General features: G+C 59.3%; 10 protein-coding genes and 2 pseudogenes. 11 read left to right on the plus strand and 1 reads right to left on the minus strand.

Annotated elements, in window-relative coordinates; translation table 11 throughout:
- Nucleotides 1-34 precede the first annotated feature (34 nt).
- The 7 genes and pseudogenes from ACLEIV_RS05375 (at nucleotide 35) to ACLEIV_RS05405 (ending at nucleotide 7,570) form a co-directional block, all read left to right on the plus strand.
- The gene (locus ACLEIV_RS05375) at nucleotides 35-523 is read left to right on the plus strand and encodes an HPP family protein (protein ID WP_410455634.1); all 489 of its coding nucleotides are present in this window, start codon (nucleotides 35-37) and stop codon (nucleotides 521-523) included.
- Nucleotides 524-611: 88 nt separating this feature from the next.
- Nucleotides 612-1,424 (plus strand): hydroxyethylthiazole kinase, encoded by an 813-nt coding sequence (gene thiM / locus ACLEIV_RS05380; protein WP_410455635.1) that lies wholly within the window; start codon nucleotides 612-614, stop codon nucleotides 1,422-1,424.
- A gap of 203 nt (nucleotides 1,425-1,627) precedes the next feature.
- Entirely contained in the window at nucleotides 1,628-2,242 is a 615-nt protein-coding gene (gene thiE, locus ACLEIV_RS05385; RefSeq protein WP_410455636.1) for a thiamine phosphate synthase, read from the plus strand.
- Between the two features lie 132 nt (nucleotides 2,243-2,374).
- Complete coding sequence (locus tag ACLEIV_RS05390; protein WP_410455637.1) at nucleotides 2,375-3,790, plus strand: NAD(P)-binding domain-containing protein; 1,416 nt, start codon at nucleotides 2,375-2,377, stop codon at nucleotides 3,788-3,790.
- A 158-nt stretch (nucleotides 3,791-3,948) separates the two neighbouring features.
- Nucleotides 3,949-4,280: pseudogene (locus ACLEIV_RS05395) on the plus strand (transposase); the annotation flags it as partial.
- A 181-nt stretch (nucleotides 4,281-4,461) separates the two neighbouring features.
- Nucleotides 4,462-4,713: pseudogene (locus ACLEIV_RS05400) on the plus strand (IS4-like element ISAs18 family transposase); the annotation flags it as partial.
- A 355-nt stretch (nucleotides 4,714-5,068) separates the two neighbouring features.
- Entirely contained in the window at nucleotides 5,069-7,570 is a 2,502-nt protein-coding gene (locus tag ACLEIV_RS05405; RefSeq protein WP_410455638.1) for an autotransporter family protein, read from the plus strand.
- Nucleotides 7,571-7,754: 184 nt separating this feature from the next.
- Here ACLEIV_RS05405 and ACLEIV_RS05410 read toward each other — a convergent pair whose 3' ends face one another.
- Nucleotides 7,755-8,243 carry a GlcG/HbpS family heme-binding protein gene (locus tag ACLEIV_RS05410; RefSeq protein WP_410455639.1) on the minus strand — a complete coding sequence of 163 codons (489 nt, stop codon included), beginning with the start codon at nucleotides 8,241-8,243 and terminating at the stop codon, nucleotides 7,755-7,757.
- A 488-nt stretch (nucleotides 8,244-8,731) separates the two neighbouring features.
- Here ACLEIV_RS05410 and ACLEIV_RS05415 point away from each other — a divergent pair, with 488 nt between their 5' ends.
- The 4 genes from ACLEIV_RS05415 (at nucleotide 8,732) to ACLEIV_RS05430 (ending at nucleotide 13,417) form a co-directional block, all read left to right on the plus strand.
- Complete coding sequence (locus ACLEIV_RS05415; RefSeq protein WP_410455640.1) at nucleotides 8,732-9,442, plus strand: fimbria/pilus chaperone family protein; 711 nt, start codon at nucleotides 8,732-8,734, stop codon at nucleotides 9,440-9,442.
- Nucleotides 9,443-9,539: 97 nt separating this feature from the next.
- The gene (locus ACLEIV_RS05420) at nucleotides 9,540-12,065 is read left to right on the plus strand and encodes a fimbria/pilus outer membrane usher protein (RefSeq protein WP_410455641.1); all 2,526 of its coding nucleotides are present in this window, start codon (nucleotides 9,540-9,542) and stop codon (nucleotides 12,063-12,065) included.
- Nucleotides 12,058-12,615 (plus strand): DUF1120 domain-containing protein, encoded by a 558-nt coding sequence (locus ACLEIV_RS05425; protein ID WP_410455642.1) that lies wholly within the window; start codon nucleotides 12,058-12,060, stop codon nucleotides 12,613-12,615. The genes ACLEIV_RS05420 and ACLEIV_RS05425 overlap by 8 nt, the downstream gene beginning before the upstream one ends.
- A 142-nt stretch (nucleotides 12,616-12,757) precedes the next feature.
- Nucleotides 12,758-13,417 carry a DUF1120 domain-containing protein gene (locus tag ACLEIV_RS05430; protein ID WP_410455643.1) on the plus strand — a complete coding sequence of 220 codons (660 nt, stop codon included), beginning with the start codon at nucleotides 12,758-12,760 and terminating at the stop codon, nucleotides 13,415-13,417.
- Nucleotides 13,418-13,535: the final 118 nt, after the last annotated feature.

Consider the following 13,535-nt stretch of genomic DNA (forward strand, 5'->3'; position numbering starts at 1 on the left):
CAGATTGGTCTACTTTCTTTTACGAGGAAACTGAATGATGAACGGCAAGATCGGGGAGCTTCGGCGACTGGTGTTTAACCCGGCGCTGGTGGCGGGTGCGGGTGCCATGTTGTGTATCAGTACTCTGGCGTCGCTGGACGGTCTGGGTGCGAACGGCCTGTGGTTGATGGCGCCCTTTGGCGCAACCATGGTGATTCTGTTTGGCCTGCCGGAGAGCCCGTTGGCTCAGCCCAGAAATATTTTTTTTGGCCACCTGCTGACGACGCTGGTGGGGCTGGGCATTCTGACCTTGTGCGGCGTACAGCCCTGGTCTCTGGGACTGGCGGTGGGCTTGGCGGTGAGCCTGATGTTGCTGACCGATACCACCCACCCACCGGCCGGCGCCAACCCGCTGATCGTGATGCTGGGTGGGCAAGGCTGGGATTTTTTGTGGTCGCCGGTGGCGGTGGGAGCGGCATTGATCATCGTCGGTGGTGTGGTGTTTCACCGCAGCACCGGCCGGCGCTATCCCGTTCGTTGGTGATAGTCGGTTGTTCTGGCACGAACAGTTAATGTTTCGGGTACTATCGAATAAAATCGGTAACCCGGTATCAGCATCTGCAAGGAGCACCATGAACACACAAACCATTACCGCTGCCCTGAATGCGGTGCGTGAGCAGAAGCCGCTGGTGTTGAATATCACCAATTATGTGGTGATGAACAACACCGCCAATGGCCTGCTGGCGATAGGCGCTTCGCCGATCATGGCCCATTCTCGCGACGAGTTGGCGGAGATGATGGCCTTTTCCGGAGCCCTGGTTGTCAACATCGGCACCCCGGACCGCATCTGGATCGAGCGGATGCTGTTTGCGGTAGAGCTGGCGAATTTTCATTGCAAGCCGGTGGTGCTGGATCCGGTGGGCTGCGGGGCCAGCAGCCTGCGTACCGAAACCTCCCGGCGCATCGCCGAGACGGCGAATTGCCTGATCATTCGCGGCAATGCCTCGGAAATTATTGCCCTGGCCGGTGCTGGCGCTGGCGCCGAGACCGCAGCCAACAACAAAGGTGTGGATGCGCTCGATGCCAGCGAGGCGGCGGTGGAAGCGGCCCGTTATCTGGTGCGTCATTACGGATCCAGTGTTGTTATCTCCGGTGAAGCGGACATCATCGTCACCAAAGATGGCGAAATACGCTTGTATAATGGCCACGTCATGATGCCGTTCGTCACCGGCATGGGCTGCACCCTGTCGGCGCTGACCGGCGCCTTCGCCGCCGTGGGCGACACCACGGGCCTGGCGGCGGCGGCCGTGCTGGGGGTGGCCGGTGAAATAGCGGCCGAGCAGTCGGCAGGGCCGGGCAGCCTGCAACTGAATCTGCTGGATGCCCTGTACCGGCTGGATGCAGAAACCCTGATGCGGCGTTTGAAGCTAACCCCATCGAATTAAGCTGGTGGGCTATTTAGCACTCACCGGCACATCGGCCAAAGGGCCAGCTCCGCCGTCACCTGTTTGTCGCCCACAGCTAACTCGGTGCCAGGTGAGAGAAAGCGCTGTTGCCTCTGAAGCCAGGGTACATAAAGGGCAATAAATACATAATTGGATTGGCATTATTCTGAAAAACGCCATTCGAACAGCTATTCGGAGCAACCATGAACCCTTATCGTTTATATCTGGTCACCGATGACCAACAGCCTATTGATACCCTCGAAACCGTGGTGGCCGAGGCGGTCAGAGGCGGAGTGACCATGGTGCAGGTGCGTGAAAAACACGGCGATGTGCGCGCCTTTATCGAGCGGGCGCACGCCATAAAGGCGGTGTTGCAGGGCAGTGGCGTGCCTTTGATCATCAACGACCGGGTCGATGTGGCGCTGGCGGTAGATGCGGACGGGGTGCATCTGGGTCAGTCGGACATGCCGGCGGCAATGGCCCGGCAACTGATCGGTCCGGACAAGCTGTTGGGCCTGTCGATTGAAACCGAGCGGCAGCTGTTAGAGGCCGAATCGTTGCCGGTGGACTATCTGGGTCTGAGCGCCATTTTTGCCACTCCCACCAAGACCAACCTGAAAAAGGAGTGGGGTATTGATGGGCTGATCAGCGCCGTGGCTCGGAGTTCGCTGCCGCTGGTGGCCATTGGCGGCATTAATGCCGCTAATTTACGAAAAATAGCGGCAACAGGCGTGCGCGGGGTGGCGCTTGTGTCGGCCATCTGTCGGGCGCCATGCCCGCGCACGGCGGCACAGGATTTGCTGCGGCTGATGGGCTGAGCGGGCGCGCAGAATAAAGTATTCATGCGGGTCTTTAACATAATCATTTAGTGTTCCATTGTTTCGTGCTTTTTATTATTTCGAGGGCGTATTTTCGTATTTACCTGTAAACAAACGACTAATTCCTTTAGCATGGCAAGGTTTTTCGCAGCAAAGGAGGCAGTTTTGAGCAAGCAGAAAATAGCAATATTAGGCGCAGGTCCTAGCGGTTTGGCGCAGTTAAGGGCTTTTGAGGCGGCTCGCCGGGCAGGGGTTCAAGATCTGCCGGAAATCGTCTGTTATGAAAAACAAAGTGATATCGGCGGCATGTGGAATTACACCTGGCGCACGGGTTTAGATAAAAATGGCGAGCCTGTTCATGGCAGCATGTATCGGTATTTGTGGTCGAATGGCCCCAAAGAATGTCTGGAGTTTGCCGATTACTCCTTCGACGAACATTTTGGCCGGGCTATTCCGTCCTATCCGCCGCGTGCCGTGCTTAAAGACTACATCATGGGTCGAATAGACAAGCAGGCCATTTTTAAATACATCCGATTCGAATGCCCGGTACGCTGGGTGACCTATGACGAAGGCACCGAGAAGTTCACCGTGACCGTGATGAATCACCAGACCGGCGAGCAGGAAACCAACGAGTTTGATCATGTGGTGGTGGCCACCGGCCATTTCTCTACCCCCAATATGCCGTATTTCGAGGGCGTAGAGCAGTTCCCGGGCCGGGTATTGCACGCCCACGATTTTCGCGATGCGCTGGAATTCAAGGACAAACACGTGTTGCTGATCGGTGCCAGCTACTCGGCGGAAGACATCGGCTCCCAGTGCTACAAGTACGGTGCCGGGTCGGTTACCATCAGCTATCGCAGCAATCCCATCGGTTTTGACTGGCCGCAAGGCATGGAAGAGCGTCCGCTGCTGGCCCACTTCGACGGCAATACCGGCTACTTCGCCGACGGCTCCAGCAAGGAGTTCGACGCCATCATCATGTGTACCGGTTATCTGTTCCACTTCCCGTTTATGCCCGATGAGCTGCGCTTGCAGACGCATAACTGCCTGTACCCGGATAACCTGTATAAAGGCGTCTTTTTCCAGAACAACCCCAGGCTGATTTACCTGGGGATGCAGGATCAGTACTTCACCTTCAACATGTTCGATGCTCAGGCCTGGTATGCGCGGGACGTGATGCTGGGCAAGATAGTGCTGCCCGCAGCCGATGAGCGCCGCCAGCACATGCAGCAGTGGCTGAGCCGTCACGAAGCGCTGGCCGGCTGCCATGCGGCCATTGATTTTCAGGCCGGCTATATTCGCGACCTGAACAATGCCACCGACTACCCCGAGTTTGCGGTGGAAAAGCAGGCGGAGCTGCTGAAAGAGTGGCTGCAGCACAAGCAGGACAACATCATGGGCTTTCGGGAAAACGCCTATCGTTCTACCGTCACCGGCACCATGGCCTCCAGGTTGCCGGCGCGCTGGCTGGACATCAAGGACGACTCGCTGGAAAGCTTCATGTCCCTCGAGTTCATCGAGAACAAATCGTTCGACAAGGTCGACTGAGGCCTGGTCCGGCATGAAAAAGCCCGGAAAACCGTCATGCCGAGCAGTTAAGGATCCGTTGGCTGATCCTGCACGGCTGACAAAATCCGATGACCGGGTTCTCCCCCCTTTACGGCGGACACTTCTGAAAAGAGGCACCAGGTGCCAAAAGAGTCTTGATGACCCAACGCAGAAAATACAGTGCCGGGTTCAAGCGAGAGGCGGTTGCTTTGACCCGTCAGCCGGGTGTCAGCTGTCGTCAGATAGCATTGAGGATCGGAGTGACCCCAAACGTGTTGTCTCGCCGGCGGCGTAAAGCCGATGAGGCAACCGATAAGGCTGTTAAAGGGGCTGGCTCCCTCAGAGATGAGGAATTAGCTCGTCTGAAACGGGAGCCGGCCCGGGTTAAAAAGGAGCGCGATTTTTTGCGCGAAGCGGCAGTGTTCTTCGCCAAAGAGTCGTCCTGAGATATCGGGAAATCCGGTACTGTCGCAATGATTTTCCGATTCGATGAAACGGGGTAGAACCCATTTTGTTTGGCGACGGATCAGATCGCACAAACTGGACTGAGTTCCCTGCCCTCAGTGATCTACTATTCAGAACCTTAGCCATCCCCTCATATGAGCCAGAGCTGACGAGGCTTGGCGGCTAGACTATTAGTTTTTGCATCAAACTCGACGGCACGACAGCTCATGATTACCCGCGATACTATATCTGAACACCTCGATGACATCTTTGGCCTGGATAGGCATGCTAAGCGAGTGCTGTCATTAGCTAATGCCACTCAAGATGTTATTGAATCCAGTTCGCCGGCCATTCACGCCATTGGTAATGGGCTCGCCCACACTAATGGTTTGGGGCGAAAATATGCCATCAAACAAGTTGACCGTTTACTGATTAACAGCAAACTCAATGTCTGGGAACTGATTGATGACTGGGTGCCTTAGTTTATAAAATCGGATCTTCGGGATTATTTTAGTAATGAAAGTGAGGGAATCTCTAAGATTCGGAACCGCTATTTAACAACCCAACTTCTTGATGCTGATCTTCAAGAAATGCTGTTTCCAATACAATCTGTACAGGCTGACAAAGATCACGATTTTTTCACAGATCACGGAATGACAGGGTTGATCATTTATAAAAGACAGATAGGCTAGGGTATTACGTTATGACTCATCCCACACCGGATGTAGTCATGATCACAATGAATACGTGAACCAGATTAAAAGCTGAAACAGTATTTATAAATCACACGGCTAAATTCAATTCACTCATCATAACAAGTCAGAGGGCCGCCTTATGCATATGGAACGTGCCATCCCGCAATATCGCCTGCTCGGTATAGGGGGTATTTCACTGATTAGCATGGCGATACAAGAGGCTCAAGCAGCTTGCAACTTCACTCCCGGGCCGGGGGATGACACTTTTATCTGCGACAGCGCTTCCAGCGCGACAGGGCTCACCGACCTGCAGGGTAACAACACCCTAATTCTCCCGGCAGGAGGAACCGGTACTATCAACGGAGACGTCACTACCGGCATCGGAGATGATGTTGTCGATATGAACTCGGGAAATATCGTCGGCACCGTTACGCAAGGCGACGGTGCGGATCAATTCCGTATCAGCGCGGGTACCGTTTCCGGAGCCGCTTCCCAAGAAAATGGCATCGATGACTTTGTTATGACGGGCGGACAGATAGGTTCTCTCGCACAGGGGGACGGCCGAGATACCTTCCTGATGACTGACGGCACAATCGTCGGTGCATTTGAGGATGGTGACGTGGCAAAGCAGACTGGTGGCACCATCGGCAGGGTCAACATGAAGCTGGACAAGAATATTTACGACCTGTCTGGCGGCTCTATTCTTGGCAACCTGGTGACAGGTTTTGATATCGACACCATTACGGTCTCGGGTGGCGATATTGGCGGCAATATTAGTACCAGCGGGGGAGCCGACAGCATCACGATCAGCGGTGGCACCATTGGCGGTGAGATTCGGGCCAGCACAGGGGACGACACATTCAACTGGATAAATGGCGGTCAGATCAATTCAGCGGTGCTGATGGGAGATGGAAACGACTCCGCCCTGCTTGCTGGTCTGAAAGAGAGCCTTCTGAGCTCCACTCCTTCCGTAGACGGCGGCCTGGGAAGCGATCGGCTGATCTTTGACAACACCATTGCCGGTACCGCCTCCCGATATATTGGCTGGGAAGACGTCAACCTCAATAACAACTCGCACTTCGACTTAACCGGAGACTTTTTTCTCGGTGACAGCAACAGCAATACCGGGGCGTTATCCATTGACGGCAGCAGTGTGCTGGCATCGACGAATGGTGACATACGCCCCTTCACCGCCGGCCAGCTGGTGACTGTCAACAACGCCGGCACCATCGACATGACCACCAACAGCCACAGCGCCGCAGACTCACTCACGGTGCATGGTAATTACGCGGGCAGTGATGGCCGCTTGCTATTGCAAACCGTGCTTGGAGACGACAACGCTGCCACAGACAAACTGGTGGTGTCGGGAGGAAGCATCACCGGCAGTACTCATTTGGTGGTGACCAATCGGGGCGGCCTTGGCGGTCTCACCAAGAACAACGGGATAGAGGTCGTACAGGCACTCAATGGTGCCGTCAGCAATGCGGATGCCTTTACCCTGCAGGGCTCGCCTTCCGCCGGTGCCTACCAGTACTACCTGTTTAAGGGCGGAGTCAGCGCTGGATCGGAAAACAGCTGGTATCTGCGTTCTTCGGTGGTCGCAGGACCTTCCGGAGTATCACCCCAACCAGCAGTCAACACGCCGCCATTGCCGACGGCAGTCGCTGGTGCTGACCCGATTCCCCTTTACCGCCTGGAAGTACCGGTGTACTCGGTGGTGGTACCTGCGGCGCAGTGGATGGCCCTGCAAACCCTGGGCACATTCCATGATCGCCAGGGAGAGCAAAGCCTGTTAGGCAAGAAAGCAGACACGCCGGCCGGGTGGGGGCGTGTATATGGCGGTGGCTTCAACAAAAGCTGGTCCGGTACGGTTTCACCGAGCTTCGATGGTTCAAGCAAAGGCTATCAGGTGGGCCATGACCTGTTTGCCTCGGAAACTGACGGCGGATACAACCATCGCCTTGGTTTTTTCATCGGTCAAAGCCGACTGCAGGGCGACATCAGAGGTTTCGCCGAGGGCTTTAAGGATCGTCGCTCCGGCAGTGTAAAACTCAACGGCGATAACTACGGCGCCTATTGGAGCATGACTGATCCACAAGAAGGCTGGTACGTGGACCTTGTGGCCATGGGGACGCGCCTGGACGGCGATAACAAATCCGATCGTGGTGTGGGCATGGACAACAAAGGGCGCGTACTGACGTTATCAACCGAAGCAGGCTATCCGTTCCCCATTTCAGAGCATTGGGTGCTGGAGCCGCAAATGCAGCTGATCAACCAACAGATAGACCTGGACACCCAAAATGATGGTATTTCGACGGTATCGTTCGATTCTGAGGACTACTGGACGGGTAGACTCGGCGCACGCCTGAAAGGGCGCTATCTCGTACAGGACACGCCCATTGAGCCCTACGTTCGGGTTAACGCCTGGAAAACCTTTAGTGGCATCGACACTGTCACCTATGATGGCGTTGACCGGATCGAGAGTGACCACAAGTCGACATACGCTGATCTTGGTATAGGCATAGTGGCGGACCTGTCGCCTACGGTCAGCGTATACCTTGCTGCGGATTACAGCGCAAACATGGACGCCAATGAACTGGAAGGCGCCAGTGGTAATGCAGGGGTGAGAGTCAGCTGGTAACCGCAGAGTAGAAAGGAGCCTGCCGGTTCAGGCGGCTCCCTGTTCGATCAACCTCAAGCGCCACAGCCCATGGCATGCTCAATTCGGGCGTGTGGAGACCCTCGCGATACCAGTACCCTGCCGTCATTGACGACCGCTGACAGGCCACCTGGCATTTGACCAGGGGCGGCTCTTGCGGGAGCGATTACTTGAAGAGCGCCACGTTGGCCGCAAGGGTTTCGTTCGCACACTGGGCATCCAGGTGACCACCTGGCGCGCCGGCTACGCCGATGGCACCGATGACCGCATCGCCGGCCTTGACCGGGACACCGCCACCCAGCAGCAGGAACCCGGGAATATCGGTGAGGTTGGCGGCGCCAGCATTTTTCTGGGCGTTTTCCATGATGGCCAGGGTCGGTGCCCTGGTCGATGCGGAGGTGAAGGCCTTGGCCTGGCTGGCCTCGATGGTATGGGGGCCGGCATTGTCGGCGCGAGCGAAGGCTTTCAACAGGCCGGAGCGGTCTACCACCGCGGCGCTGACGTTGTAGCCCTTGGCCTGGCACGCGGCAACCGTGGCCGTTGCGAGCTGCTGGGCGTCGGCGGTCGAAATATTGACTTCATTCAGCACGGCGGCATTGGCGGCCTGGGTGAAGGCAAGGGCGGCGAAGAGCGTTGCGATGGAAAAACGAGTCATGGGTATCTCCTTGATGTGGACGAGAGGTTAACTTTGCCGGAGCAGAGCTGCCGCTTTCGGGATCCCGATAGCCCGGATCACCGAAGGGAGCGGTGCTTTCCATGCTGATTTCAACTCACTCGTGAGCCGGTGAATATAGGGGATGGCCCAAAACGTCGGGTTGTGGTGCGTTAGCTTTGGCGGAGTATTGGCGCATTCGTTCATGGAGGTGCCACCGCCGCGAGCCACGACCCGAGACCGGACATAGTCCTTCACCTAGGAATGCCCTATGCCTGGCTGCTCATGCGTTTTAATTAAATTATTGATTTTATTGTATTTAACCTGCGATTTAAGCCTGGGGAACGCCTTAATCCGCAATTGGACCGGGATTGGTTTTTAATCCTCATCCGATATCGGGGGTTGCCCTGATTCCTCATAATTCACCTCAGAAATTGGCTTCCACAGCTTGCTCCTGATGCTTGGTGCAGGCCCATCGAAGAGGTGAAACCATGAAGACTCAATTCAAGAAACATTTGCTCGGCGCCCTGATCGGCACGGCGGCAGCACTGACAGGAGTCACTGCGCTGGCGACCGGTATGCAGCCGGAGACCTCGGTCGTCATCCTCGATGAAGGCCAGGGCGAAGTCAGCATTAACGTGAAGAACACCGACGACACACCTTCGCTGCTCTACACCACCATCGAAAACATCCCCGAGGACCAGGAAACCCTGGTGGTGCTCACCCCTCCGGTGGCGCGTGTCGAAGCCGGCGAAACCCAGCTGGTGCGCTTTCTGCGCCGGGGTGGCGAGCCCTCGGCAACCCAGCGGCTGAAGCGTGTGATCTTCGAAGGCATCGCCCAGCGGCCGGATGCCAACGGCAGGGCGCGGGTGGGCGTGACGGTGCGCCAGAACCTGCCGCTGCTCATTCACCCCAAGGGCCTGGAGCGTCATCGCGAGCCCTGGACGCTGCTGAAGTGGCGCATGGACGGCGACAAGCTGGTGGTGGTTAACGACAGCCCCTATGTCGTTCGCCTGGCCCAGGAGTTGACGCTGAAGCCATCGGGCCAGCAGGCGCTCCTGCCGCGCACCTACGTGTTGCCCGGTGAAACGCTGCCGGTGTCGGCAAAAGACCCGATCAGCGCGACCTCGGTGACCATAGCCCCGGCCACCGTCTATGGCTACGCCGTCGAGCATTACGACGCAGAGGTCGGCGCCAGCTGACGACTCGGCCGCCACGCCGCCGACCCGAGCCATTCTCCCTCTCGCTTCCGCCGCGGCGTATTCGCCGTGGCGGGGCCAAACGCCGTGTACCGACATCATGAATAATCTCATCAAGGCTACTCGCAAGGGCGATCGGGCCCGGTTCGGGTCCGAAAAAGCCCACTCCATCGCCCTGACGCCGCTGGCCTGCGTGATCTGCAGCCTGCTGGCGACGGCCCCCGCCGTCGTGTTTGCAGAGACGCAGGCGGCTGCAGCCCACGGGGGCTTCGACATAGAAATGCTCAGGCAGCGCGGCATCGACCCCAAGCTGGCCGAGTACTTCCGTGAAGCGGCCAAGTTCACCGAAGGCGTGCGTCTCGTCTCCCTCGTGGTCAACGGCGTCAAGCTCGGGCGGGTCGATGCCCGTTTCGACAGCCAGGGCCGCCTTATCTTCAACGACAACCTGCTGGCAAAGGCTCGCTTGCGCGTGCCGGCTTCCAAGTTCGTGCTGGGCGGCGAGGGCGAGGGCGAGGGCGAGGGTGATCCTCGCTACGACTTCGTGGGCGCCTATCCGCAAACGGAGGTGACCCTGCGACCCAACCAGGAAGAAATCTTCCTGGTGGTGCCGCAAGAAGCCCTGCTGGGCGATGCCCCCGAAGCCGGCCACTTCAGCCGTGGCGGCACCGCCGGCATCCTCAACTACGACCTGCTGGGCATGCGCTCCTCCTTCGATGGGGGCTCCCAGGACTACCTGTCCGCCTCCACCGAGGTCGGCTTCAACATGGGCGACTGGATCGTCCGCAGCCGCCAGATGTACACCAGGGATCAGGACTCCACGCGCTTCGACCAGCTCTACACCTATGCCCAGCGCACCCTGCCCGAGTACAAGGCCGTGGTCCAGGGCGGCGAAATCAACATCAACAGCCCGGTCTTCGCCGGCGCGCCCATTACCGGTTTTCAGTTCGTGCCGGAGACCGCCTTGCTGAACGATTCGAGTACCGGCGCTGTGGTGGACGGTATCGCGCAGAGCCAGGCGACGGTGGAAGTGCGCCAGGCCGGCGTGCTCGTCTACACCACACTGGTGCCGGAAGGACCCTTCTCGCTGACGGGCATCCCGCTGCTCAACACAGGCACCGACCTGGACGTGACGGTGCGCGAAACCGACGGGGGGGAACGGCGCTTCGTCGTGCCGGCCGCGTCGTTTCGCACCACGGTGCGCACCCAGCCCGGCTACAGCTTCGCTCTGGGCAAGGTGCGTGACCTGAGCGATGGCGATGGCAAGGAGCCGTTGCTGGCCACGGTCGCCGGTGCGAAAAACCTCGGTGCCGGCCTTACCGGGGTCGCCGGCGCCATGCTGACCGAGGAATACCAATCGGTCGGCGGGGGCGCGGACGTCGCCCTGAGGCGCGACACCAGCCTGAGTGTACGAAACCTGTACGCCAATGCCTCGGAAGAGGGGATGACGGGAACCCAGTTCAGCGTTTCGGTCGGGACGCGCCTGACGGAAAAACTGTCCACCAGCGTTTCCGCCACTCAGCAGACCCCGGGCTACCGCGAGCTATCAGACACCCTGCTGGATGAGCTGGATGGCGACCCCTTCCGGGGCCGCCTCCAGCGCCAGTACACCGCCTCCCTCGGTTGGTCCGATGCCATGTTGGGCGGCTTCAACCTGTCCTATTCCACCAGTCGTTCGTTCGACGACTACGCCAGCAATCGCCTGACCGGCTCCTGGGGGCGCAGCTTCAGGCACGCCACCGTGACGGCCAGCGTCGAGACCAGCATGGGTGGCTCCGGTAACGGCGCGGACGAAGGCGATGCCGTTTACCTCAGCGTCAGCGTGCCCTTCGGTAGCCGCAGCGTACGCGCCTACACCAGCCGGCGGGGCGACACCCTGCGCACCGGCGTGGCCCTGACCGATGTGGTTAACGAGCAGGTTAGTTATCGCGTGGCGGCCGAGCGCACCGATGACGGCGGCCGCTCGGGCGGCAGCAACTATGGCTCCGCCAACCTCTCACTGTTGCCGCGCTATGCGGCGGTGGATCTGGGCTATGCCAGAAGCGGCACCAGCACCACCTACAACGGACGCATTTCCGGTGGCGTGGTGGCGCACAAGGATGGCGTTACCTTGTCTCCCTATCAGCTGCAGGACACCTTCGGCATCGTCGACGTGGGCGATGTGTCCGGCGTGAAGATCAGCACCCCCAGCGGCCCGGTCTGGACCGACGGTGCCGGGCAGGCCGTGCTGCCGCAACTCCACGCCTACCGCAACAGTCGTATTGAAGTGCAGACGGCCTCCCTGCCGCGCAACGTCGACCTGCGCAACGGCTACCAGAGCATAGAGGCCGGGCGTGGCTCGGTGAGCCACCTGGCCTTCGATGTCATCCAGGCCCGCCGTGTGTTGGTGACCGCCGTCGATGACGGCAACCAACCCTTGCCGATGGGGTCGTCGGTGCTCGACACCGGTAACAACTTTATCACCAGCGTGCTGGATAATGGCACCGTGTTCCTGTCCGACGCGGACCCGAAGCAGGTGCTGAAAGTGTCCCTGCCCGATGACAAGACCTGCACATTGACTATCGACTTCCCCGAGGAGAGCGACGATGAAGCCTTCTATGACGAGGCCCCGGCGGTGTGCCGTGCCTAGCATCCAACGAACTTCCGTACGCTGGCTGGCCGCCGCGCTGGCGCTCGTCGCCAACCTGGCCCTGGCCGCCGAGTGTGACATGCAGCTCAGCAGCCGCGAAGTGAACTACGGCGCGCTGTATCGCGGTGAGCTGACCACGGGTGCCGCAATGAGCGCCATTGCCCTGGGCAAGCGCCAGCTGACGTTGACCGTGGCGTGCCGCCAGCCCACCGCCATGGGGTTGCGCTTCGACGCCACGCCCGCCGGGGAGGACGCCTATCGCTTCGCTCGGCAGGGCGCCTTCACCGTGCGCCTGCACGATGCGACGCTGGATGGCCGGCCCGTCCAGCTTGCATCGCGCTCGGCCAATGGCGACACCGGCAGCCCGTCCGGCGCCGCGCAGATGAAGCCGGGCGGCGTGGTCGTCACCGCCGCCGAAGGCGCGGAAGCGACCGGCAAGGTCTTTACCGTCCAGGTGGAGATCGACACCCGGATCGACGACGCCGCCACCCGCGCACGTGATATCAGCGTGCTGGAAGGCCACGGCAGCTTCCACCTGGTGCCGCGCTAAGACGGACGCCCGGTTTTGGGCGCAGTCCTATAGAGCGCCGGCGCGTGCTTAAGTAGGCTTGCAGTTGCTTATGCTGGCATGGGGATGCCTGCCGGCGCCTGGATATCCGGGCCTCGCCCGCAACACCTTGAAGGAGATTTTTATGCGTTTCGCCACCCGACTGTCCGCCCTGGCCCTCGCCGCCGTCGGCATGGTCGCCGCCGCCGGTGCCCAGGCCCAGTCCATCGATGTGCGCGTTACCGGCACCGTGACCCCGCCGGCCTGTGTGCCGACCCTGGCCGGTGGCGGTGTGGTGGATTTCGGCAGGATTTCCGCAAGAAGCTTGAACCCCACCACATTCAATGCTTTGCCAGATAAAACCATAGCGCTCTCGATTGCCTGCAATGCGCCGACCCGTTTGGCACTGCGTGGATCCGATAACCGCGCCGGGAGTGCGGTGCCTCGTATTCGGCCGGGTGTCAACGATGTTGCCATATTTGGTCTTGGCACGGTTTCTGGTTCCAATGTCGGTGGGTACGCTATGTGGTTGACCCCGGATACCTTCAGGGCTGATGGCGCTGTTGTACGACCGATTGGCGGCTGTGGCACAAACTGGGTGCACGCTGGAGGTGCAGTCGTATATCACGCTGGCACTTGTGTCATGGCGTCCTGGTCGGCTACTCGCGGAGGGCAACCTCTCGCTTTCTCGTCGCTGACTGGTGAGGTGAGGGTCGAGGCTGTCCTGAACCGCGGCGACGCCCTGCCGCTGCAGGACGAGGTGCCGCTGGACGGCCTGGCCACCCTGGAAATGATCTACCTGTAAAACTGCCCCTTTGGCTGTGCCGGTATTGCGCCGGCGCAGCCGTTTTTGTTTCGAGTTCGGCCATGCTGCGTGATGACGCCGCGCCGCCCGGTTTTGGGCGCAGTCCTATAGAGCGCCG

The sequence above is a fragment of the Oceanisphaera submarina genome (genome assembly GCF_046521305.1).
Classification (GTDB): domain Bacteria; phylum Pseudomonadota; class Gammaproteobacteria; order Enterobacterales; family Aeromonadaceae; genus Oceanimonas; species Oceanimonas submarina.

Excerpts from the sequence above, each read along its gene's own strand:
- ACLEIV_RS05420 (WP_410455641.1), top strand. The coding sequence starts at position 9,540 with ATGAATAATCTCATCAAGGCTACTCGCAAGGGCGATCGGGCCCGGTTC.
- ACLEIV_RS05415 (WP_410455640.1), top strand. The coding sequence starts at position 8,732 with ATGAAGACTCAATTCAAGAAACATTTGCTCGGCGCCCTGATCGGCACG.
- thiE (WP_410455636.1), top strand. The coding sequence starts at position 1,628 with ATGAACCCTTATCGTTTATATCTGGTCACCGATGACCAACAGCCTATT.
- thiM (WP_410455635.1), top strand. The coding sequence starts at position 612 with ATGAACACACAAACCATTACCGCTGCCCTGAATGCGGTGCGTGAGCAG.
- ACLEIV_RS05390 (WP_410455637.1), top strand. The coding sequence starts at position 2,375 with ATGGCAAGGTTTTTCGCAGCAAAGGAGGCAGTTTTGAGCAAGCAGAAA.
- ACLEIV_RS05405 (WP_410455638.1), top strand. The coding sequence starts at position 5,069 with ATGCATATGGAACGTGCCATCCCGCAATATCGCCTGCTCGGTATAGGG.
- ACLEIV_RS05410 (WP_410455639.1), bottom strand. The coding sequence starts at position 8,243 with ATGACTCGTTTTTCCATCGCAACGCTCTTCGCCGCCCTTGCCTTCACC.
- ACLEIV_RS05375 (WP_410455634.1), top strand. The coding sequence starts at position 35 with ATGATGAACGGCAAGATCGGGGAGCTTCGGCGACTGGTGTTTAACCCG.
- ACLEIV_RS05430 (WP_410455643.1), top strand. The coding sequence starts at position 12,758 with ATGCGTTTCGCCACCCGACTGTCCGCCCTGGCCCTCGCCGCCGTCGGC.